General features: G+C 68.4%; 19 protein-coding genes and 1 tRNA gene. 15 read left to right on the forward strand and 5 right to left on the reverse strand.

Annotation, left to right across the window (positions count from 1 at the left end):
• Positions 1-60: 60 nt before the first annotated feature.
• Positions 61-807, reverse strand: coding sequence for a molybdopterin-synthase adenylyltransferase MoeB (locus F790_RS0105105; protein ID WP_019591023.1), 747 nt, complete (start codon positions 805-807; stop codon positions 61-63).
• Between the two features lie 157 nt (positions 808-964).
• On the opposite strand from F790_RS0105105, the gene F790_RS0105110 reads away from it, so the two are divergent.
• On the forward strand, positions 965-1411 hold the full coding sequence (locus F790_RS0105110; RefSeq protein ID WP_019021483.1) for a hypothetical protein: 447 nt from the start codon (positions 965-967) through the stop codon (positions 1409-1411).
• A gap of 84 nt (positions 1412-1495) precedes the next feature.
• Here F790_RS0105110 and prmC read toward each other — a convergent pair whose 3' ends face one another.
• From prmC to hemA, 3 genes are read right to left on the reverse strand one after another with little or no spacing between them, the layout of a single operon-like run.
• Entirely contained in the window at positions 1496-2362 is an 867-nt protein-coding gene (prmC, locus tag F790_RS0105115; RefSeq protein ID WP_019021482.1) for a peptide chain release factor N(5)-glutamine methyltransferase, read from the reverse strand.
• A complete protein-coding gene (gene prfA / locus F790_RS0105120; protein WP_019591024.1) occupies positions 2362-3447 on the reverse strand; it encodes a peptide chain release factor 1 in 1086 nt (361 codons plus the stop codon). Before prfA ends, prmC begins: the two co-directional genes overlap by 1 nt.
• A complete protein-coding gene (hemA, locus tag F790_RS0105125; RefSeq protein WP_019591025.1) occupies positions 3444-4793 on the reverse strand; it encodes a glutamyl-tRNA reductase in 1350 nt (449 codons plus the stop codon). The genes prfA and hemA overlap by 4 nt, the downstream gene beginning before the upstream one ends.
• Positions 4794-4950: 157 nt before the next feature.
• Between hemA and F790_RS0105130 the strand changes: the two genes are divergently transcribed.
• From F790_RS0105130 to grxD, 9 genes are all read left to right on the forward strand, one after another.
• The gene (locus F790_RS0105130; RefSeq protein WP_019591026.1) at positions 4951-6672 is read left to right on the forward strand and encodes a tetratricopeptide repeat protein; all 1722 of its coding nucleotides are present in this window, start codon (positions 4951-4953) and stop codon (positions 6670-6672) included.
• A gap of 5 nt (positions 6673-6677) precedes the next feature.
• Positions 6678-7301 carry a lipoprotein insertase outer membrane protein LolB gene (gene lolB / locus F790_RS0105135; RefSeq protein WP_196799377.1) on the forward strand — a complete coding sequence of 208 codons (624 nt, stop codon included), beginning with the start codon at positions 6678-6680 and terminating at the stop codon, positions 7299-7301.
• On the forward strand, positions 7301-8176 hold the full coding sequence (ispE, locus tag F790_RS14005) for a 4-(cytidine 5'-diphospho)-2-C-methyl-D-erythritol kinase (protein ID WP_026332860.1): 876 nt from the start codon (positions 7301-7303) through the stop codon (positions 8174-8176). The genes lolB and ispE overlap by 1 nt, the downstream gene beginning before the upstream one ends.
• A tRNA-Gln gene (locus F790_RS0105145) sits at positions 8167-8241 on the forward strand. The genes ispE and F790_RS0105145 overlap by 10 nt, the downstream gene beginning before the upstream one ends.
• Before the next feature lie 121 nt (positions 8242-8362).
• Complete coding sequence (locus F790_RS0105150) at positions 8363-9319, forward strand: ribose-phosphate diphosphokinase (RefSeq protein WP_018869810.1); 957 nt, start codon at positions 8363-8365, stop codon at positions 9317-9319.
• Positions 9320-9448: 129 nt separating this feature from the next.
• On the forward strand, positions 9449-10147 hold the full coding sequence (locus tag F790_RS0105155; RefSeq protein WP_018869811.1) for a 50S ribosomal protein L25/general stress protein Ctc: 699 nt from the start codon (positions 9449-9451) through the stop codon (positions 10145-10147).
• A gap of 23 nt (positions 10148-10170) precedes the next feature.
• Entirely contained in the window at positions 10171-10767 is a 597-nt protein-coding gene (gene pth / locus F790_RS0105160; RefSeq protein WP_018869812.1) for an aminoacyl-tRNA hydrolase, read from the forward strand.
• Positions 10768-10798: 31 nt separating this feature from the next.
• Positions 10799-11893: a redox-regulated ATPase YchF gene (gene ychF, locus F790_RS0105165; RefSeq protein WP_019570452.1), complete on the forward strand. Its 1095-nt coding sequence runs from the start codon at positions 10799-10801 to the stop codon at positions 11891-11893.
• A gap of 96 nt (positions 11894-11989) precedes the next feature.
• Positions 11990-12328, forward strand: a complete 339-nt coding sequence (gene grxD / locus F790_RS0105170; RefSeq protein ID WP_018935295.1) for a Grx4 family monothiol glutaredoxin — start codon at positions 11990-11992, stop codon at positions 12326-12328.
• Positions 12329-12391: 63 nt separating this feature from the next.
• Here the strand turns inward: grxD and rnt are convergent, their stop codons facing one another.
• Positions 12392-13078 (reverse strand): ribonuclease T, encoded by a 687-nt coding sequence (gene rnt / locus F790_RS0105175; RefSeq protein WP_018869815.1) that lies wholly within the window; start codon positions 13076-13078, stop codon positions 12392-12394.
• 229 nt (positions 13079-13307) lie between these two features.
• Here rnt and aceE point away from each other — a divergent pair, with 229 nt between their 5' ends.
• The 5 genes from aceE to F790_RS0105200 all read left to right on the forward strand — a co-directional run bounded on the left by aceE (position 13308) and on the right by F790_RS0105200 (position 21494).
• Complete coding sequence (gene aceE, locus F790_RS0105180) at positions 13308-15971, forward strand: pyruvate dehydrogenase (acetyl-transferring), homodimeric type (RefSeq protein ID WP_019591027.1); 2664 nt, start codon at positions 13308-13310, stop codon at positions 15969-15971.
• A gap of 27 nt (positions 15972-15998) precedes the next feature.
• Positions 15999-17363, forward strand: coding sequence for a dihydrolipoyllysine-residue acetyltransferase (gene aceF, locus F790_RS0105185; RefSeq protein ID WP_019591028.1), 1365 nt, complete (start codon positions 15999-16001; stop codon positions 17361-17363).
• Positions 17364-17379: 16 nt separating this feature from the next.
• The gene (gene lpdA / locus F790_RS0105190; RefSeq protein ID WP_018869818.1) at positions 17380-19161 is read left to right on the forward strand and encodes a dihydrolipoyl dehydrogenase; all 1782 of its coding nucleotides are present in this window, start codon (positions 17380-17382) and stop codon (positions 19159-19161) included.
• Between the two features lie 30 nt (positions 19162-19191).
• The gene (locus F790_RS0105195) at positions 19192-20184 is read left to right on the forward strand and encodes an OmpA family protein (protein WP_018869819.1); all 993 of its coding nucleotides are present in this window, start codon (positions 19192-19194) and stop codon (positions 20182-20184) included.
• Between the two features lie 86 nt (positions 20185-20270).
• Entirely contained in the window at positions 20271-21494 is a 1224-nt protein-coding gene (locus F790_RS0105200; RefSeq protein WP_018869820.1) for an argininosuccinate synthase, read from the forward strand.
• Positions 21495-21530: the final 36 nt, after the last annotated feature.

Consider the following 21530-nt stretch of genomic DNA (forward strand, 5'->3'; position numbering starts at 1 on the left):
CCTCCGGCCGATCGGGCGTCCGGGCTGCCTCCGGCGCCGAATCGGCCAGGGGCTGGCCTCCTACGGGGGATCTCCGCAGACCGGGCAGGCCGGGTCGCGCTGCAGGCCGATCTCGCGGAACTGCATGTGCAGGCCGTCGATCAGCAGCAGGCGCCCCGCCAGGGTCGGCAGGCCGGCCAGCAGCTTGAGCGCTTCGGTCGCCTGCAGGCTCCCGACCACCCCCGGCAGGCTCGCCAGCACCCCGCTGGTCGCGCAGGTGTCCTCGTCCGCCCCTTCGTCGCCGTACAGGCAGTGGTAGCAGGCCGCCTGCGGGTCGCGGAAATCGAAGGTGGTGAGCTGGCCCTCGAAGCGGATCACCGCGCCGGAGACCAGCGGCGTGCCGGTGGCGACCGCCGCGCGGTTGATCGCGCCACGCGCGGCAAAATGGTCGGTGCCGTCCAGCACCACGTCGGCCCCGGCGAACAGCGCGCGCATCGCGTCGGCGTTCAGCCGTTCGGCCCGGGTCTCCACCTGGCAGGCGCTGTTCAACGCCGCGAGGCGCCGCGCACCGGAGGCGACCTTGTCCGCGCCCACGTCGGCCTCGCCGTGCAGGATCTGGCGCTGCAGGTTGCTGGTCTCGACGTGATCCGGGTCCACCAGGGTCAGCCGGCCGACCCCGGCCGCCGCCAGGTAGGCCGCTACCGGCGAACCCAGCCCGCCCACGCCCATCACCACCGCATGCGCCCGGCGCAGGCTTTCCTGGCCCTCGACCCCGATACCGGGCAGCATGATCTGGCGTGCGTAGCGCAGGAGCTCGTCGTCATTCATGGGTGGATTGTAACTCCGTCACATGGCCGCGCGGACCGCGTGCCGGAACTGCGGCGGACTTCACGCAACGCGGCAGGCGGTTCAAGGGGGGTTCAGTCGGGAGAGCTAGTCTGGTTCCCGGCAATCCGGCCAGAAGAGAAATGGAAGGAGGCGTCCCATGAACCCCGAACAAAAATCCATCCTGCAGCGTCTGACCGCCGTGGTCGTGCCCGCCGCACTGCTCGCCTTTGTGGTCGTGGCACCGGCCCAGGCCGCGACACCGGTCAAGGGGGCATCCGGCGGGGCCACGCTGCAGTTCTCGGTCGAGGGCCTGCAGGAGGTCCGCCATGATCGGCGCTCGGGCAAACGCGGTTACAAGCACAAGCGCGGGCATCCCGGGAGTCGTGGCCACAAGCACAAGCGCGGGCATCCGGGCGCGCGCGGTCACAAGCATTCCCGGCGCGGTCATTCGCGCGGGCGTGGACCCGGCCACCGCGGCGCGGAACGGCACTACCACCATCACTACTACGGTCGTTCGCACCGTTCGGGGCCGCGGGATCGTGGTGACCGGCGTCCCTCCGGCAGCATCCACCTCAAGCTGCCACTGCCGCTGCCGCGTCCGTGATGTGGCGTCGGGCCGCTCGCCGGTCCGGAGCATGGCACGCAGGGCCCCCGGTGCATGCGCCGGGGGCCTCGGCATGTCTGTCAGTCAGCGCCGGGCCCGCAGGCGGGCTCCGGTCACGCGGGGATGACCGGCGGTGTCCGGCCAGGTCGTGATGTCCGTCCACGGCCCGATCTCCAGTCGTGCCCGTACCGCCCGCTCCTGGTCGAATCCGTGTTCCAGCAGCAGCCAGCCGTCGTCCGTCAGGTGATCGGGTGCGGTGGCGATCAGTTCATGCAGGTCCGCCAGACCTGCTTGTGCGGCGACCAGCGCACCGCGTGGTTCGAAACGCAGGTCGCCGCGTTGCAGATGCGGGTCGTCGGGGGCGATGTACGGCGGATTGGAGACGATCAGGTCGAAGCGCGCGGAGGCTGCCAGCGGTTGCAGCCAGGCCCCGGCGAAGAAGCGGATGTCCAGATCCAGTTCGCGGGCGTTGGCGCGGGCGCGGGTCAGGGCGTCGAGGCTCGTGTCGCTGGCGAAGCCGTCGACCCCGGGCCGTTCGGCCTTGAGCGCAAGGATGATGGCCCCGGAGCCGGTGCCCGCGTCCAGCACCCGGGGGTGTTTTTCCGAAGCCGCGTCGATGGCCCCCAGCGCGGCCTCGACCAGCACCTCGGTCTCGGGGCGCGGGATCAGGCAGGCCGGGGAGACCCCCAGATCCAGGGTCCAGAAGCCGCGCCGGCCGAGGATGTGGGCGATCGGTTCACCCTGCAGGCGGCGCCGGCACAACGCCTCGGCCGCGGCTGCCTGCGTGGGGCCGGGGGCATCGCCGCCGCGCGCGATGAGTTGCGCGGTGCTCAGGCCGGTGGCCATGCCGAGCAGCAGGCGTGCCTCCAGGCCGGCGGCCTCCACGCCGGCCTCCTGCAGCCGGTTGCGCAGGCTGGCCAGCAGGGCGTCCAGCGTGGCCGGGTGGTCCATCAGGCGTCGGCGAGGGAGGCGAGCTGTTCCGCCTGGTGCTCGTGGATCAGCGGGTCGATCACCGGGTCGAGGTCGCCGGCCATCACCTGCTCCAGCTTGTACAGCGTCAGATTAATGCGGTGGTCGGTGACCCGCCCCTGGGGGAAGTTGTAGGTGCGGATCCGTTCCGAGCGGTCGCCGCTGCCCACCAGACCCTTGCGCTCGGCGCTCTGGGCCTCGGCCTGCGCGGCGCGTTCGTCCTCGTACAGCCGCGCGGCGAGGAAGTTCATCGCGCGGGCGCGGTTCTTGTGCTGGGAGCGCTCTTCCTGGCATTCGACCACGATGCCGGTGGGCAGGTGGGTCAGGCGCACGGCGGAATCCGTCTTGTTCACGTGCTGGCCGCCGGCACCGGAGGAGCGGAAGGTGTCCACGCGCAGGTCGGCCGGGTTGATCTCCGGCATCTCGACCTCCTCCAGTTCCGGGAGGATCGCGACCGTGGCCGCCGAGGTGTGGATGCGGCCCTGGGATTCGGTCTCGGGTACGCGCTGCACGCGGTGGGCGCCGGATTCGAACTTCAGCCGCGAATAGGCCCCCTGGCCGGCGAGGCGGGCGATCACCTCGCGGTAGCCGCCGTGTTCGCCCTCGCTGGCCGACAGGATCTCCAGCTGCCATTGGCGCTGTTCCGCGTAGCGGCTGTACATGCGCAGCAGATCGCCGGCGAACAGTGCGGCCTCGTCACCGCCGGTGCCGGCGCGGATCTCGAGGAACACGTTGGCGTCGTCGTGCGGATCCTTCGGGATCAGGTGGCGGTAGAGTTCGGCCTCCAGTTCCTCGTTGCGTGCACTGAGGGTCTCGATCTCGCCCTCGGCCATCGTGCGCAGTTCGGGGTCGTCGTCCTCGAGCATCGCGCGCGCTTCCTCCAGCGCGGCGCGGTTTTCGTTCCATGCCTTCCACGCCTCGGCCACCGGTTCCAGCTGGCTGTATTCCTGCGACAGCCGGCGCAGCTGCTCGGGGTCCTCGGCGGCATCGGGCGTGGCGAGCAGGCCGGCGATCTCGGCGTGGCGTTCGGCCAGGCCCTCCAGTTTGGCGCGAAAGGAATCCTTCACGCGTCGTCCCTGGTGTCGTCGGGTTCCGCGCCGTGGTCAGGTTCCGGTTCATGTCCGTGATCACGCCCGCGATCATGTCCGGGGTCGTCCTCGCGTTCGGGCAGCTGAAACAGCTGATGCGCGGCTTCCAGCAGGCGGGCGTCGCCCTCGTGGGCCGCGGTGTTGAGGCTCTTGCAAGGATGGTGCATCAGCTTGTTGGTCAGGGTGTGGGCCAGCCAGGGCAGGACCTCGTCGGGCGACCGACCGGCGCGGATCATTGCCAGGGCACGCTCCACGGTCTCGTCCTTGACCGTCTCCGCGCGCTCGCGCAGCTGGCGGATGCTGTCGATGGAGTCGCGCGCCCGCAGCCAGCGCATGAACTCCCCGGCGCGCTGGTTGATGATCTCCTCGGCCTGTTCCGCGGCGGCCTGACGCGAGGCCATGTTGTCGTCGATCACCTCCTGGAGGTCGTCGACCGTGTATAAATAGATGTCCTCAAGTTGCCCGACCTCGGGTTCGATGTCGCGCGGGACCGCGATGTCGACCATGAACATCGGCTTGCGGCGGCGCTTGCGCAGCGCGCGTTCCACCGCCCCCTTGCCGAGGATGGGTACCGGCGCGGCGGTGGAGGAGATCACGATGTCGGCCTCCGGCAGGCGTTCGCCCAGATGGTCCAGGCCGATGGGCTCGCCGTCGAAGCGTTCGGCCACGCTGCGCGCGCGTTCCTCGGTCCGGTTGGCCACGATCACCCGGCCGATGCCGAGGCCCCGCAGGTGCTGCAGGGCCAGTTCGATGGTCTCGCCGGCGCCCACTACCATGGCGGTCAGCGGCTTGAGGTCGCCGAAAATCTGCCGGCCCAGCGATACCGCGGCGAAGGCCACCGAGACCGCGCTCTGGCCGATCGCGGTCTCGGTGCGCACGTCCTTGGCGGTGGCGAAGGCGTGCTGGAACAGCCGCTCCAGCGACAGTCCGAGGGTGCCGGCGTCGTGCGCGTACTGGTAGGCGGTCTTCATCTGGCCGAGGATCTGCGGCTCGCCCAGCACCATCGAATCCAGACCGCTGGCGACCCGCAGGGTGTGGCGCACCGCCGAGCCGTCGTGGTGCAGGTAGAGATAGGGTCGCAGTTCGGCGCGGTCGATCCCGTGGTAGCCGCCCAGCCAGTCCACCACTCGGTGTTCGCTGTCCTCCCCGCTCTCGCGGAAATAGACCTCGGTGCGGTTGCAGGTGGAGAGGATCGCACTCTCCGGCAGCCGCACGCCGGAGCGCAGCGAATGCAGCGCATCGTCCAGTTCGTGCTGGCTGACCGACAGCCGCTCGCGGATCTCGACCGGCGCCGTCTTGTGATTGATTCCGAGTGCGAAGAGCATAACCTGCGTATTGTGCCGCAAAACGTCCCCTGCGGGTCAGTAGTGTACGCGGTGAAAGGGTTCGGTACAGTGCGCAGGAATCCGGATGCCGGGCCCGAAGGAACCTGGCGCGGCCCGGTGCCGTCTCACTGAAAGCTGACATGCATGGAATGCCTTTATGACCCGAACCCTGCTGGCCGCGGCCGTTGTCCTCCTTGTCAGCGGCTGTGCGCACCATTCGCTCGATGCCGGCGAGCCGCTGGAAACCGACGCCCCGGAGATCGTGACCCTGCCCGAGAGCGGATTGCAGGAGGATCCGGAGGCGGCGCTGATGTTCAGCGTGCTTGCCGGCGAGATCGCCGTGCGTTCCGGGCAGACCGCCGATGCGGCGGCCTTCTACGGTGCGGCGGCGGCGCTGAGCCACGACCCGGAGATCGCCGAGCGGGCCACCCGCATTGCCCTTTTCGCGCGGGATCGTGAGCAGGCCCTGCGTTCCGGGGAGCGCTGGCTGGCCCTGTCGCCCGAACACATGGAGGCGGTACAGATCGTTGCGCTGCTGCGCATCGACGCCGGGCAGGTCGAGGCCGCCGCGCAGCTGCTGGATGAATTGATGCAGCGGCGCGCGCGGGAAGGTGCCAGCCCCTATTCATCGCTGGCCTCGCTGATGGTGCAGGCCGACAACCGGGACCACGCGCTGGAGACCCTGGACCACCTCGCCACGCGGCGGGCAGAGGATCGCGACACCTGGCGAGTGTATGCCGAACTTGCGCTGCGGTTCGACGCGACCGGGGCGGCCCTGCAGGCCACCGAGCGGGGTCTCGAGCAGCATCCCGACGCCATCAGCCTGTACCTGTTGCGGGCACAGGCCCTGGAGCGAGACGAACGCGGGGACGAGGCCCTGGCCCTGATGCGCGAGGCCGTCGCCGCCCACCCGGACAGTCGCGACGCCCGCATCGGTTACGCCCATGCGCTGACCGACCATGCCGACGACGACCGGGGCCCGGAGGAGATCGCGCGGCTGGCAGAGCTGGCCCCCGACGACCACGAGGCCCGCCTGACGCTGGCCCTGCTGAGCCTCGAGAGCGGCTGGAACGAGGCCGCGCGCGAGCAGCTGGAGGCCCTGGATGCCCGCGGCGTGCGCGAGAACGAGGTGGCCTATTATCTGGGCCGTCTGCACGAACTGGAGGGGGATGCGGACCGGGCCAGGACATTCTTCGAGCGGGTCGGCGAGGGCGAGTTTCGCGCGGATGCGCGGCTGCGCCTGGCGGCCCTGACTCTGCGCGAAAACGGTGCCGGGGCGGCGCGCGCTGCGTTCGACGAACTGCAGACGCACGACGACGCCGACGTGGCGCGCGAGGCCTGGGTCGTGGAGGTCAACACCCTGCGCGAGGAAGAGGCCTACGAACGTGCGCTGGAACGCGCCGATGCGGCCCTGGATGCCTTCCCCGAGGAGGGTGACCTGCTGTATCTGCGCGGGCTGATCCACGAGCGCCTGGACCGGGTGGACGCGGCGCTGCAGGACTTTCGCACGATCCTTGACAACGAACCGGACAATGCCACGGCGATGAACGCGCTGGGGTACACCCTGGCCGACCGGACCGACCGCTACGAGGAGGCCTACGAGCTGATCACGCAGGCCCTCGAGCAGCGTCCCGATGACGCAGCCGTGGTCGACAGCTACGGCTGGGTGCTCTACAGGCTCGGGCGGCTGGACGAGGCCGAGGAACAGTTGCGGCGGGCCTGGAGCATGATGGAGGACGGCGAGATCGCCAGTAATCTGGCCGTCGTGTTGTGGGAGCAGGGCGAGCGCGACGAGGCGCGCGATCTGCTCGAGAAGGCGCTGGAGCGCGAACCCGGACACGAGCGGCTGCAGCGGGTCCGGCGCGAGCTGCTCGAATGAGTCGAATGAGGGGGTCGGGTGTGCGCGCGGCACTCGCGCTGATGACCGTAATGCTGCTCGCCGGGTGTGCCGCCCTGCCCGAGGTGGACCGGGGCGACGCCGCGCAAAGGGCCTTCGAGGAGCGCAGTGAGCGGCTCGCCGCCATCGAAACCTGGCGCCTGGTGGCCCGCCTGGGGCTGGATACCGAGCGTGAATACTGGTCCGCACAGCTCAACTGGCGGGTGCAGGAGGGTACGCACATCCTCGATCTGTCCGGTCCGATGGGAAGGGGTGGCGGTCGATTGACCCTCGCCGAGGGGCAGCCGGCGCGGCTGGTGACGCGCGACGGCCAGCATCACAGCGCGCGCGATCCGGATGTCCTGGCACAGCGTCTCACCGGCGATGCGATTCCGGTGTCGGGGATGGTCTACTGGGTACGCGGGCTCCCGGACCCGGCGCATGCCTACGAGCGCGAAGTGGATGCCGAAGGGCGTCCGATTCGCATCCGTCAGGCCGGCTGGGAGATCGAATACGGCGAGTACGAGGAATTCGACGGCGAGTCCCTGCCGGTGCGCATGGAGCTGCAGCGCGATGCGCTCACGCTGCGCGCCGTGATCCGCCAGTGGCAGATGGGAGACGGATCCGCCTGATGGACAAGCCCTTTGCGCAGATCTTCCCCGCGCCCGCGAAGATCAACCGCTTCCTGCACATCACCGGTCGGCGCGCGGACGGCTACCACGAGCTGCAGACCGTGTTCCAGTTCCTCGATCTGGAGGATCGGCTGCGCTTCGAGCGGCGCCCCGGCGGGGAGGTGGCGATGGCCTCCGCGGATGCGGTGGACGGGTCGGAAAACCTCTGCGTGCGCGCCGCCCGCCTGGTGTTCGAGGCCGCCGGCCGGCACGAGGGGGTGACGATCCACCTCGACAAGCGCCTTCCGGTCGGTGGCGGGGTGGGCGGAGGCAGCTCCGACGCCGCCACTACCCTGGTTGCGCTGAATTATCTGTTCGAGCTGGGCCTGGACGAATCGACCCTGGCCGATCTCGGCCTGCGTCTCGGCGCGGACGTGCCGGTCTTCGTGCGCGGCCTTGCCGCTTGGGCCGAAGGCGTGGGCGAAACCCTGGTCCCGGTGCGGCCCGACTGCCCCTGGGCGCTGCTGATCGACCCCGGTGTCCCGGTCGCCACCGGAACCATGTTCGGGTCAGGAGAATTGACACGCGACTGTCCCACCGAGAAAATCTCGCACGCGGTTGACGGCGCGCCATTTGGAAACGTCTTCGAACCGGTGGTCCGGACGCGCCATCCGGACATCGCCCGGGCGCTGGACTGGCTGGGCTCGCAGACCGACCGGGCCCGCCTGAGCGGAACCGGCGGTTGCGTGTTCGGGCTGTTTCGCGAGCGCGCCGACGCCGAAAGGGCACGCGAGGAGCAGCCGCTGCCCTGGAGCAGCCGGGTCACCCGGCTGCGCAACGAGTCGCCCCTGCGGGCGTGGTTGCCCGAGTCGGGCCGCCATTCTACTGGGCCGTAGCCAAGCGGTAAGGCAACGGGTTTTGATCCCGTCATGCGCAGGTTCGAATCCTGCCGGCCCAGCCATACAATCGCCCCGCGCCGAAGGCGAGGGGCCATATTCCCGAACCCCGGCCCCGGCCGGGGTTCCTTACTGGAGACCGCGCCATCCGGGCGCGGTTCCGCACCACCCAGACCGGGACAAGTCGTGGTCGACAAGAGTCGCATGATGATCTTCGCGGGGAATGCCAACCCGCGACTGGCACAGGGCGTTGCCGAGCACCTCGGCCTGCCGATGGGGAAGGTAACCGTCGGCCGGTTCAGTGACGGCGAGGTCCAGGTCGAGATCCTGGAAAACGTGCGCGGACGCGACGTCTTCCTGATCCAGCCCACCGGGCAGCCCACCAACGAGAACCTGATGGAGCTCGTGATCATGGTGGATGCCCTGCGCCGCGCCTCGGCCGGGCGTATCACCACGGTGATTCCGTATTTCGGTTATGCCCGCCAGGATCGCCGCGTGCGCTCGGCAAGGGTGCCGATCTCGGCCAAGGTCGTGGCCAACATGATCGAGGCGGTGGGCGCCGATCGCGTGCTGACGATCGACGTTCATGCCGATCAGGTTCAGGGGTTTTTCAACGTTCCGGTGGACAACATCTATGCCTCGCCGGTGCTGCTGGGCGATGTCTGGCGGCACGTCTCCGGCGACCTGACGGTGGTCTCGCCGGACGTCGGCGGGGTGGTGCGCGCCCGCGCCATCGCCAAGCGGCTGGACGATGCCGACCTGGCCATCATCGACAAGCGCCGTCCGCGCGCCAACGAATCCGAAGTGATGCACATCATCGGGGACGTGCGCGGCAAGTCCTGCATCATCATCGACGACCTGGTGGATACGGCCGGCACCCTGTGTCAGGCGGCGAAGGCGCTGAAGCAGCATGGCGCCTCCTCGGTCAGCGCCTATGCCACTCACCCCGTGCTTTCCGGCGCGGCGATTGATAACATAAACGGTTCGGCGCTGGACGAGCTGGTGGTGACCGACACCCTGGCCCTCCAGCCCAACGCGCAGGCCTGTCCGAAGATCCGGCAGCTTTCGGTCGCGGAGATGCTCGCGGAGACCATCCGCCGCATCAACCGCGAGGAGTCCGTGAGCTCGCTGTTCGTGGACTGAGCCCGGGCCGGCGGAACCCGGCCTGCGTCGCCGGCGGTCGCCGGCTGCCCCGAATCCGGGAGGATGGGCCTCCCGCTTTACGCCTCACCTGGTCGCGGGTGGGGCGCGTTCATTCTGGAGAACGTCATCATGAGCATGAGTTTTACCCTTGAAGCCGAAAAGCGTGACGAACAGGGTTCGAGTGCGAGCCGCCGCCTGCGTCGCGCCGGCAAGCTGCCTGCCATTCTGTATGGCGGCGAAGATCCCGCAGTGCCGATCACGCTGGATCACAACGCGATGGTCCACAACCTGAAGGAAGATGCGTTCTACTCGCACATCCTGACGGTCAAGCTGGACGGCCAGTCGCAGAAGGCGATCCTGCGCGATGTGCAGCGCCATCCGTTCAAGCCCACCATCTATCACGTGGATCTGCTGCGCGTGAGCGCCAACCAGCCGATCCGCGTGAACGTGCCCATCCATTTCCTCAATGAGGAGACCTGCAAGGGCGTGAAGCCCGGCGGCGGCATGATCAACCGTCAGGTCAACGAGATCGAGGTCGAGTGCCTGCCGGACGACCTGCCGGAATCGATCGACATCGACATGACCGACGTCGACGTGGGCGAGACGCTGCACCTGTCCGACCTGAAGGGCAATCTGCCCAAGGGTGTCGAGATGGTCGCGCTGATGCAGGGCGACGAATACGACTACGCGGTCGTGACCGTGCAGCTGCCGCGTTCCGCCAAGGGTGGCGGCGGTGGTGGTGCGGCCGCCGCCGAGGGCGCCGAAGGCGAGGAAGGTGGTGACGAGGCCGCGGGCGAGGAAGCCGGCGGCGAGGAAGACAACGGCTGAACGCCGCGGTCACGACCTCCCGCATGACCAGCCGACCTGCGCCGATTCGCCTGGTGGTCGGGCTGGGCAACCCGGGCCCGCGTTACGCCGAAACCCGGCATAACGCGGGCTTCTGGTTTGTGGATGCCCTGGCCCGTGATCACGGCGTCCGCTTTCGCCCGGAGAACCGCTTCGATGGCGAGGCTGCCCGGCTGACCCTCCCCGAAGGTGATGCCTGGCTGCTCAAGCCGATGTCCTTCATGAACAGGAGCGGCCTGCCGGTGCGCAAATGCGCCGATTTCTATCGCATCGCCCCGGAGGAGATCCTGGTCGTCCACGACGAGCTGGATCTCGAGCCCGGGGTGGTCCGCCTGAAGCATGGCGGAGGGCATGGCGGGCACAACGGTCTGCGCGACCTGCACCGGCACCTGGGCGGCCCCGCCTACTGCCGTCTGCGCGTCGGTATCGGTCATCCCGGCGAACGCGACCAGGTGGTCCCGTTCGTGCTGGATCGTCCCGATCGCGATGCGGCTCGGGCGATCGGCGAGGCACTGGACGACGCGGCGCGCGAGATCCCGGCCCTGCTGGCCGGCCGCTGGGACGAGGCCGTGCGCCATCTGCACGGTCGCGGCTCCGGCTGAGCCCGCACCGAGTTACATCCGAGGAAATCCCATGAGTCTGAAATGCGGCATCGTCGGCCTGCCCAACGTCGGCAAGTCGACCCTGTTCAACGCCCTGACGCGCGCGGAGATCGCCGCGGAGAACTACCCCTTCTGCACCATCGACCCCAACGTTGGCGTGGTGGAGGTGCCGGATCCGCGGCTGGAGAAACTGGCAGCGCTGGTGTCGCCGGAGCGGGTCCTCCCGACGACCGTGGAGTTCGTCGACATTGCGGGGCTGGTGTCCGGGGCGGCTCAGGGCGAGGGGCTGGGCAATCAGTTCCTCGCGCATATTCGCGAGACCGATGCCATCGCCCAGGTGGTGCGCTGCTTCGAGGACGATGACATCGTTCACGTATCCGGGCGCGTGGATCCGCTGGCGGACATCGAGACCATCAGCACCGAGTTGATGCTGGCGGACCTGGAGACCGTCAACAAGGCCCTCACGCGCCTGACTCGGGCCGCCAAGTCCCAGGACAAGGAAGCCATCGCCCGGCTGCAGGCCGCGGAGAAGGTCGCCGAGGGGCTGGGCGAGGGCATCCCGGTGCGTGCCCAGGCGCTGGAGCCGGAGGAGCTCGAGCTGCTGCGCGATCTGCACCTGCTGACCATCAAGCCGCTGATGTATATCGCCAACGTGAATGAAGCGGGGCTGGCCGAGGACAACGAGCAGGTGCGCGCGGTGCGCGAGAAGGCCGCCGAGGAGGGCGCGCAGGTGGTCAGCGTGTGCGCTGCCATCGAGGCCGAGATCGCGGTGCTGGAACCTGACGAGCGTGCCGAGTTCCTGGCCGATCTGGGTCTCGAGGAACCCGGTCTCGACCGGGTGATCCGCACCGCCTACGAGCTGCTGGACCTGCAGACCTTCTTCACCGCCGGAGAGAAGGAGGTGCGCGCCTGGACCGTGCGTCGGGGCTCCACCGCGCCGCAGGCCGCGGGCGTGATCCACACCGACTTCGAGAAGGGCTTCATTCGTGCCGAGGTGGTCGCCTACGACGACTACGTGGAGCATGGCGGCGAACAGGGGGCCAAGGATGTCGGCAAGTGGCGGCTCGAAGGCAAGGAATACGTCATGCGTGAAGGGGACGTTGTACATTTTCGCTTCAATGTCTGAGTATAATACTCGGACTTTGTCGCGGGGGCGGCACCGCTGCGCCCGGCACGTTTCCTTATCGCAATCACCCATCAGGCCCGTATCAGGAGTACAGCAATGGATGTAATGGACCGTATCCGCCAGCAGGTGGAAGAAAACCCGGTCGTGATCTTCATGAAGGGGAGCCCGCAGTTCCCGATGTGCGGCTTCTCCAGCCGCGCGGTGGAGGCGCTGAAGCGCTGCGAGCGCGAGTTCGGCTACGTGAACGTGATCGCCGACCAGGAGGTCATGCAGAATCTGCCGCGCTTCGCCGACTGGCCGACCTTCCCGCAGGTCTATATCGACGGCGAGCTCATCGGCGGCTGCGACATCACCCTGGAGATGTTCGAAAGCGGCGAGCTGAAGAAGATGGTCGACGAGGCCCACGACAAGCACGCCCAGCGCAACGCCGGCTGAGGCGCCCGGCCCGCGGCGTGCCCGGCCCGTCATCGCGATCGCGGTGGCGGGCCTTTTTTGTGGTCAGCTGCCGGGCGGCAGCTCCTCGGGGTCGGGCAGCTGCAGCGCGGCCTGCGGCACGCCGATGTGGTCCTGCCAGTGGTTGGCGACCGCGCAGAACAGGTCGGCGGTCTTTTCGGCATCGAAGGCCGCGCTGTGAGCGGAATCGTTGTCCCACTCCAGCCCGGCGGCGCGCGCCGCGCGCGCGAGTACGGTCTGGCCGTAGGCCAGTGCGGCCAGCGAAACGGTGTCCAGGCTGCTGAACGGGTGGAAGGGGTTGCGCTTGATCCCGCAGCGGTCCGCCGCCTTGTGTACGAAGCCCAGGTCGAAATGGGCATTGTGTCCCACCAGGATCGCGCGCTTGCACAGGTTCAGCTTGACCTCGCGGCGCACCTCGCTGAACAGTCGGCCCATCGCCTGATCTTCCGGCCACGCCGCGCGCAGCGGATGGTAGGGGTCGATCCCGTTGACCTCCAGCGACTTCGGATCCATCTCCGAGCCTTCGAACGGACGCACGTGCAGACTGACGGTATGGGCGCGCTCCAGGCGATCCTGCTCGTTGCGGCGCAGGAAGACCGCGGCCACCTGCAGCAGTGCGTGGCGTTCGCAGTCGAAACCCCCGGTTTCCACATCGACGACCACGGGCAGGAAGCCGCGGAAGCGGTGGGCCATGGGGCGGTGCGACGGATCGAGCTGGGCGGGTGCGGCCATGCGGTTACCTTGGTTCGAATCGATTTCGGGAAGATCTTTGCATATCCTTCCCGTTTTGCGGGAGATCGGCGCCATAGAACGCTTTCGCTTGACCTGTTGGCAACACAGTCGGGATACTTGCGCCTTTCTGTCCGCCCGGGCCGCGGCATGGTAGCAGAACCGCCCCGCGCCCGGTGGCACGGCCCCGCGCCCGCGAACCGTTTCCCAACCCGTTTTCAGGGGTAGACGCATGGACCTGAACGCCATCCCGAATGACATCGATCCGCAGGAAACCCAGGAGTGGATCGACGCCCTTGCCTCCGTGATGGAGGCCGACGGGCCCGAACGGGCGCACGCCCTGCTGGAGGCCCTGGTGGACAAGGCCCGGCGCAGTGGAGCCTATCTCCCGTACTCGGCCAACACCGCCTACGTGAATACCATCCCGCCGCACCTCGAGCCGGTGTACCCCGGCGACGGCGCGCTGGAACATCGTATCCGTTCCTACATCCGCTGGAACGCGATGGCGATGGTGGTCAAGGCCAACCGGGTGTCGCCGGAACTGGGTGGTCACATCGCGTCCTTCGCCTCCGGGGCCACGCTCTACGACGTCGGCTTCAACCATTTCTGGCGCGCCCCGTCGCACGAGCACGGCGGTGATCTGGTGTTCGCTCAGGGGCATTCCTCGCCGGGGATCTACGCCCGTGCCTTCCTCGAAGGGCGCCTGACCGAGGAGCAGCTGGATCACTTCCGCCGCGAGGTGGACGGCAAGGGGCTGTCCTCCTACCCGCACCCCTGGCTGATGCCGGACTTCTGGCAGTTCCCGACGGTGTCCATGGGGCTGGGCCCGATCATGAGCATCTATCAGGCGCGCTTCATGCGCTACCTGCAGGATCGCGGGCTGGCGCAGACCGAGAATCGTCATGTGTGGAGCTTCGTCGGCGACGGCGAGGTCGACGAGCCCGAGACCATGGGGGCGATCACCCTGGCCTCGCGCGAGAAGCTGGACAACCTGACCTGGGTGGTGAACTGCAACCTGCAGCGCCTCGACGGGCCGGTGCGCGGCAACGGCAAGATCGTGCAGGAGCTGGAAGCGATCTTCCGTGGCGCCGGCTGGAACGTCATCAAGGTCCTGTGGGGGCGCTACTGGGAGCCGCTGCTGGCCAAGGACACCGACGGCCTGCTGCAGAAACGCATGATGGAGGCGGTCGACGGCGACTACCAGAACTACAAGGCCAACGACGGGGCCTACGTGCGCGAGCACTTCTTCGGCAAGTATCCCGAGCTCAAGGCGATGGTCGCCAACATGTCCGACGAGGAGATCTGGCGCCTGAATCGCGGCGGGCACGACCCGGTCAAGGTCTACGCGGCCTACAAGGAGGCCATGGAGCATACCGGGCAACCGACCGTGATCCTGGCGCACACCGTCAAGGGCTACGGCATGGGGTCGGCGGGCGAGGCCCAGAACCGCACCCACAGCCAGAAGAAGATGGACACGGAGGACATGAAACACTTCCGTGACCGCTTCAACATCCCGCTGTCCGACGAGCAGGTGGAACGGGCCGAGTATCTCAAGCCGGATCCCGACTCCGACGAGATGCAGTACATGCACGAGCGGCGCAAGGCGCTCGGCGGTTACCTGCCGCAGCGGCGGCACATGACCACGCCGCTGGAGGTCCCCGGACTGGACGCCTTTTCCGGGCTGCTGGAGGACTCCGGCGATCGCGAAATGTCCACCACCATGGCCTTCGTGCGCATGCTGCAGATCCTCGCGCGCGACAAGAAGATCGGGCGGCACGTGGTCCCAATCGTCCCGGACGAGGCGCGTACCTTCGGCATGGAAGGCCTGTTCCGCCAGCTGGGTATCTATTCCTCGGTCGGTCAGCTCTATGAGCCGCAGGACAAGGACCAGGTGATGTATTACAAGGAGGACAAGGGCGGCCAGATCCTGGAGGAAGGGATCAACGAGGCCGGCTCGATCTCCTCCTGGATCGCCGCCGCGACGTCCTACTCCACCCACGGCGTCGCGACCATCCCGTTCTACATCTTCTATTCGATGTTCGGGTTCCAGCGCATCGGCGATCTGATCTGGGCCGCCGGCGACCAGCGGGCGCGCGGTTTCCTGATCGGCGGCACCGCCGGCCGCACCACCCTGGCCGGCGAAGGGCTGCAGCACAACGACGGCCACAGCCACATGATGGCGGCCAACGTGCCCAACTGCATCGCCTACGATCCGACGTTCGCCTACGAGCTGGCGGTGATCGTGCAGGACGGCATGCGGCGCATGTTCCGCGAGCAGGAGAGCGTCTTCTACTACATCACGGCGATGAACGAGAACTACCATCAGCCGGCGATGCCGGAGGGCGCCGAAGAGGGCATCCGCCGTGGCCTGTATCGTTTCCAGGCCGGCGGACGCAAGAAAAAGAAGGTCCGCCTGCTGGGTTCCGGTACCATCCTGCGCGAGGCGATCGAGGCCGCGGCGCTGCTGGAGCAGGACTTCGGTGTGTCGGCCGAGGTCTGGAGCGCGACCAGTTTCACCGAGCTGGCGCGTGACGGTCGCGACTGCGAGCGCCACGCCCGGCTGCATCCGGACGCGAAGCCGCGTCGCAGTTGGGTCGAGCAGTGCCTGGGCGGTTCCGAGGCGCCGGTGGTCGCGGCCACCGACTACGTGTCGAACTTCGCCGATCAGATCCGCGCTTATGTGCCCGCCGACTATCGCGTGCTGGGCACCGACGGTTTCGGCCGTTCGGACCTGCGCTCCGCGCTGCGGCGCCACTTCGAAGTCGACCGCTACCACATCGCGGTGACCGCGCTGAAGGCCCTGGCCGATGCCGGGACCGTCGAGGCGAAGACCGTCCGCGAGGCGATCGACAAATACGAGATCGACACCGATCGTCCCAACCCCCTGCAGGCCTGAGGCCGGCGTCCCGAGGCAGGAGCAGACATGAGCGACACGATTACGGTTGAAGTCCCCGATATCGGTGACTTCAAGGACGTCGAGATCATCGAGGTACTGGTCAAGCCGGGTGACACCGTGGCGCCCGAGGACCCGCTGATCACCCTGGAGTCGGACAAGGCCTCCATCGAGATCCCGGCACCGCAGGGCGGTACCGTGCAGGGCATGAAGGTCAAGGCCGGGGACCGCGTCTCGCAGGGGGATGCGATCCTCGAACTGGCCCCCGCGGACGAGGCTGCCGCCAGTGGTGCCGCGGAAGCTCCGGCGGAGGCCGCCGCCGAGCCGGCCGCCTCCGCCGGAGGCGAAGAATCGGCACCCGCGGCAGCGGCCAGCGCGCCGGATACCGGGTCCGCGCCGGCCAGGGCATCGGCCGGCGACTCGGGTGGTACCGGCGGGCAGGGCGGCCAGGGTGGCCCGCGGGCATCGCCCACCGCCCATATCGAGAACGAGTCTGCGTTCCGTCGCGCCCATGCCTCGCCCGTGGTGCGCAAGTTCGCGCGCGAGCTGGGTGTGGACCTGTCCAAGGTCGAGGGGAGCGGTCGCAAGGGGCGCATCCTGCGCGAGGACGTGCAGGCCTTCGTCAAGCGCGCGCTCAGCCAGCCCGCCGGTTCCGGACTGGGGGTCGAACCCATGCCGGAGATCGACTTCTCCGAGTTCGGTCCGATCGAGACCCAGCCGCTGTCGAAGATCAACCGGCTCACCGGCCAGAACCTGCATCGCAACTGGGTTACCGTTCCGCACGTGACGCAGTTCGACGAGGCCGACATCACCGAGCTGGAGGACTTCCGCAAGTCGCTGAAGGCCGAATACGAGAAGCAGGGGGTCAAGATCACCTTCCTGCCGTTCCTGATGAAAGCGGTGGTCTCCGCGCTCAAGGAATACCCGCGCTTCAATGCCTCGCTGGACGCGACCGGCGAGAATCTGGTGATCAAGCAGTACTATCACCTGGGCGTGGCCGTGGATACGCCGGATGGTCTGGTGGTTCCGGTCGTGCGTGACGTGGACCGCAAGAGTCTGGTGGACATCGCCTCCGAACTGATGGACCTGTCGAAGCGGGCGCGCGAGAAGAAACTCAAGCCCGCCGACATGCAGGGCGGCTGCCTGACCATCTCCAGCCTCGGCGGCATCGGCGGTACCCAGTTCACGCCCATCGTCAATGCCCCGGAGGTCGCCATCCTCGGGGTGTCGAAGGCCTCGATGCAGCCGGTCTGGAACGGCGAGGAATTCGAGCCGCGTCTGGTGCTGCCGATGGCCCTGTCCTACGACCACCGGGTGATCGACGGGGCCCTGGGTGCCCGCTTCACCACCACGCTGAGCGCGCTGCTGTCCGACATGCGGCGCATGCTGCTGTAATCACCGGAGCTTTGTCATGAGTCAGACCACCACCGTCGAAGTCCCGGATATCGGCGATTTCAAGGATGTCGAGATCATCGAGGTCCTGGTCCAGCCGGGCAGTACCATCGCCCCGGAAGATCCGCTGATCACGCTCGAATCGGACAAGGCGACCATCGATGTCCCGGCACCGCAGGCGGGTACGGTCAAATCCGTGCACGTGAAGACCGGCCAGCGGGTGTCTCAGGGGGATCCGATCCTGGAACTGGAGGCCGGTGCGGAGGCCGCGGACAGCGAGGCTTCGCCCGCCCCGGCGGAGGATACCGAGGCGGCGTCCGCGGAACCCGCCGGCGCGGCCGGGGCATCCTCCACCCCGGCACCGCAGGCCGCGGCCGACCCGAATACCGACAGCCAGTGCCAGGTGCTGGTGCTGGGCTCCGGCCCCGGCGGCTACACCGCTGCGTTCCGCGCCGCGGACCTGGGCCTGGACGTGGTGATGGTCGAACGCTATCCCCAGATCGGCGGGGTCTGCCTGAACGTCGGCTGCATCCCGTCCAAGGCACTGCTGCACGCCGGCGAGGTGCTGCACGAGGCCGAGCGCTTCGCCGCGCTGGGCATCAAGTTCGGCGAGCCCGAGATCGACCTCGACGGCCTGCGCGGCTACAAGGACAAGACGGTCAAGAAGCTGACCGGCGGCCTCAAGCAGCTGGCCAAGCAGCGCAAGGTGCGCGTGGTGCAGGGCGTCGGCGAATTCACCGGGGCCCACAGCATCGCGGTCGAGGGGGATGATGGCCGCGAGGTGATCGGCTTCGAGCACGCGATCATCTCCGTCGGCTCGCAGGCGGTGAAACTGCCCGGCTTCCCCTGGGACGACGACCGGGTGATGGACTCCACCGATGCGCTGGATCTGGCCGACATCCCCGAGCGCATGCTGGTGATCGGCGGCGGCATCATCGGCCTGGAGATGGCCTGCGTGTACGAGTCGCTGGGCACGAAGGTCACGGTGGTCGAGCTGTCCGACACCCTGATGCCGGGGGCGGACCGCGACATCGTGCGCCCGTTCGAGAAGCGCGCGAAGAAGCGCTTCGAGAACATCTTCCTCAAGAGCAAGGTGACCGGGGCCGAGGCCACCGAGCAGGGCATCTTCTGCCGTTTCGAGGGCGAGGCCAAGGGTCTGCCGGAAGAGGACACCTTCGACCGCGTGCTGGTCGCCGTGGGGCGCAGCCCGAACGGTGCGAAGATCAACGCCGAGGCCGCCGGGGTGCAGGTCAGCGAGCGCGGCTTCATCGAGGTCGACAGCCAGCAGCGCACCAATGTCGAGCACATCTTCGCCATCGGCGACGTGGTCGGCCAGCCGATGCTGGCGCACAAGGCGACCCACGAGGGCAAGGTCGCGGCCGAGGTGATCGCCGGGCACAAGGTGCACTTCGACGCCCGCGCGATCCCGTCGGTGGCCTACACCCACCCGGAGGTCGCGTGGATGGGGGTGACCGAGGAGCAGGCGCAGGCCGACGGCATCGAATATACCAGGGGTGTGTTCCCCTGGGCCGCCTCCGGCCGGGCAATCGCGCTGGGCGCCGAGGACGGCATGACCAAGCTGCTGTTCGATGCCGAGGGCCGGGTGATCGGCGCCGGCCTGGTCGGCCCCTCCGCCGGCGACCTGATCGGCGAGGCGATGCTGGCGCTGGAGATGGGCGCGGAGATGGAGGACATCGGCCTGACCGTGCATCCGCATCCGACGTTGAGCGAGACGGTGGCCTTTGCCGCCGAGGCCGCGCACGGCTCGATCACCGACATCCTGCCGCCGAAGAAGGGTTAGGGGCGGGTGCGCCGCGAGTCACGTCCGGGGTTGCCGCGGGTCGCCGGGCGGCTGGCGGCCTGGCTGACCGGCGCCGCGCTGGTCCTGCTGGCCGCTCCGGCGCCGGGCGGCACGCTGTATCAGGAGACGCTCGAGCGCTCGGACTGGACCCGGGTCGAGATCGACGACCTGTGCCGCCTGGAACAGCGGGTGCGCCACGGTGGTTCGCTGCAGTTCGAGACCCGTCCCGGTCTGGCGGTCCGTGCGTTCTGGGATCCGCCCTATCCCGTGCCCGGGCGCTCGCAGGCGCCGCTGGAAACCGGGGCACCGGAATGGCTTCCCGGCGACGGCCCGGCGCCATTGTCGCTGATGCTGCGGGCGGGCCCGGACGACCGCTTCCGTGTGCCGGACGATCGCGTGCAGGCCCTCAAGGCCCGTCTGCTCGCCGGCCATGATGTGCGCATCGGGTTCCCCGACGGCGAGGACATCGTGCATTTCCGTGGCATCCGTTTTGGGCGCCGGGTCGAGGGCTTCCGCATCTGTCAGGCGGAGCAGGGGATGGCCGAAGGGGCCCCGGAGGCCGGTGACGGAACGGCACGCGAGCGCTGGGTGGTCTATTTTGATTCCGGGCGCACGGCTCTGGATGGTGAGGCCCGGGCGACGCTGGACCGGGTGGTGGCGGCCCTGGACGGGGTCGAAGGACCGCGTTTGCGGGTGATCGGCTTGACCGATGCCGAAGGCCCGGACAGAGTGAACCGGCGAATCAGCCAGCAGAGGGCCGAAACCGTGCGTGACGCGCTTGGCGAGGCCGGCCTGGGCGAAGCCGACATCGAAATCGAGGCCGGGGGCGTCGCTCCCGGGGTCGAGGACGAGTCACGCGATGCCCGTCGCGCCGAGATCTGGTGGGTGGGCGAGCGCGACAGCAGCGGCTCCGGGGCTCCGGGTGAGGATCCGGCACCGGAGGCTGCCGGTGACGCCGACCCCGCACTGGATGACCCGGCCGCTCCGCAGCCGGTGGAACCCGGGGACGGTACGGCCTGGTAGCCGTACCCGCCGCCATGGCTTGATAGGCCCGGCCGACTGGCCGGCGTAAACATTGATTCAGTGTCTTTCCCAAGGATTGCATGCCCATGAGTTCGAACATCAAGCGCGTCGTCCTCGCCTATTCCGGCGGTCTGGATACCTCGGTCATCCTCAAGTGGCTGGAGGAGCAGTACGGCTGCGAGGTCATCACCTTCACTGCCGATCTGGGCCAGGGCGAGGAGGTCGAACCGGCCCGCGCCAAGGCCGAGGCCCTGGGGGTGAAGCAGATCTACATCGAGGACCTGCGCGAGACCTTCGTGCGCGACTACGTCTTCCCGATGTTCCGCGCCAACACGGTCTACGAGGGCGAATACCTGCTGGGGACCTCCATCGCCCGACCGCTGATCGCGCGGCGGCTGGTGGAGATCGCCGAGGAGACCGGCGCCGACGCGATCGCCCATGGCGCGACCGGCAAGGGCAACGATCAGGTGCGCTTCGAGCTCGGGGCCTACGCGCTCAAGCCGGGGATCGAGGTGATCGCTCCGTGGCGCGAATGGGACCTCAATTCGCGCGAGCGCCTGATGGCATACGCCGAACAGCACGGCATTCCGGTGGACTATGCCCAGGCGGGCAAGAAGTCTCCGTACTCGATGGACGCCAACCTGCTGCACATCTCCTACGAGGGCGGTCCGCTGGAGGATCCGTGGACCGACTCCGAGGAGGACATGTGGCGCTGGTCGGTGTCGCCCGAGGCCGCGCCGAACGAGCCCGAGGTCCTCACCATCGGTTTCGAGAACGGTGATCCGGTCTCCATCAACGGCAAGCAACTCTCGCCGGCCGCGCTGCTGTCGAAGCTGAACGAGCGCGGCGGGGCCCATGGCATCGGTCGGCTGGACATCGTCGAGAACCGTTATGTCGGCATGAAGTCGCGCGGCTGCTACGAGACCCCGGGCGGTACCATCCTGCTGCGCGCGCGCCGGGCGCTGGAGTCGATCACCCTGGATCGCGAGGCCGCCCACCTGAAGGACGAGCTGATGCCGCGCTACGCCAGCATCATCTACAACGGCTACTGGTGGAGCCCCGAACGGCGCATGCTGCAGGCGGCGATCGACGAGTCCCAGGGCGTGGTCAACGGCGAGGTGCGCCTGCGCCTGTACAAGGGCAACGTGATGGTGGCCGGTCGCCAGTCGCCGGACAGCCTGTTCGACGAGTCCATCGCGACCTTCGAGGACGACGCCGGCGCGTACGACCAGAAGGACGCCGAAGGCTTTATCCGGCTCAACGCGCTGCGCCTGCGGATCGCGGCCAGCCGCAACCGCAGCGGGACCTGAGGTCATGGGCTTCCCGGGGCGTCCGCGAGGGTCGGC

It is taken from the genome of Thioalkalivibrio sp. ALE20 (assembly GCF_000381405.1).
Lineage (GTDB): Bacteria > Pseudomonadota > Gammaproteobacteria > Ectothiorhodospirales > Ectothiorhodospiraceae > Thioalkalivibrio.

Coding starts and splice junctions, on each gene's coding strand:
- lpdA (WP_018869818.1), top strand. CDS start 17,380: ATGAGTCAGACCACCACCGTCGAAGTCCCGGATATCGGCGATTTCAAG.
- F790_RS0105130 (WP_019591026.1), top strand. CDS start 4,951: ATGACCCGAACCCTGCTGGCCGCGGCCGTTGTCCTCCTTGTCAGCGGC.
- aceF (WP_019591028.1), top strand. CDS start 15,999: ATGAGCGACACGATTACGGTTGAAGTCCCCGATATCGGTGACTTCAAG.
- hemA (WP_019591025.1), bottom strand. CDS start 4,793: ATGCTCTTCGCACTCGGAATCAATCACAAGACGGCGCCGGTCGAGATC.
- rnt (WP_018869815.1), bottom strand. CDS start 13,078: ATGGCCGCACCCGCCCAGCTCGATCCGTCGCACCGCCCCATGGCCCAC.
- grxD (WP_018935295.1), top strand. CDS start 11,990: ATGGATGTAATGGACCGTATCCGCCAGCAGGTGGAAGAAAACCCGGTC.
- ychF (WP_019570452.1), top strand. CDS start 10,799: ATGAGTCTGAAATGCGGCATCGTCGGCCTGCCCAACGTCGGCAAGTCG.
- F790_RS0105155 (WP_018869811.1), top strand. CDS start 9,449: ATGAGCATGAGTTTTACCCTTGAAGCCGAAAAGCGTGACGAACAGGGT.
- ispE (WP_026332860.1), top strand. CDS start 7,301: ATGGACAAGCCCTTTGCGCAGATCTTCCCCGCGCCCGCGAAGATCAAC.
- F790_RS0105110 (WP_019021483.1), top strand. CDS start 965: ATGAACCCCGAACAAAAATCCATCCTGCAGCGTCTGACCGCCGTGGTC.
- lolB (WP_196799377.1), top strand. CDS start 6,678: ATGAGGGGGTCGGGTGTGCGCGCGGCACTCGCGCTGATGACCGTAATG.
- aceE (WP_019591027.1), top strand. CDS start 13,308: ATGGACCTGAACGCCATCCCGAATGACATCGATCCGCAGGAAACCCAG.
- F790_RS0105200 (WP_018869820.1), top strand. CDS start 20,271: ATGAGTTCGAACATCAAGCGCGTCGTCCTCGCCTATTCCGGCGGTCTG.
- prmC (WP_019021482.1), bottom strand. CDS start 2,362: ATGGACCACCCGGCCACGCTGGACGCCCTGCTGGCCAGCCTGCGCAAC.
- pth (WP_018869812.1), top strand. CDS start 10,171: ATGACCAGCCGACCTGCGCCGATTCGCCTGGTGGTCGGGCTGGGCAAC.
- F790_RS0105105 (WP_019591023.1), bottom strand. CDS start 807: ATGAATGACGACGAGCTCCTGCGCTACGCACGCCAGATCATGCTGCCC.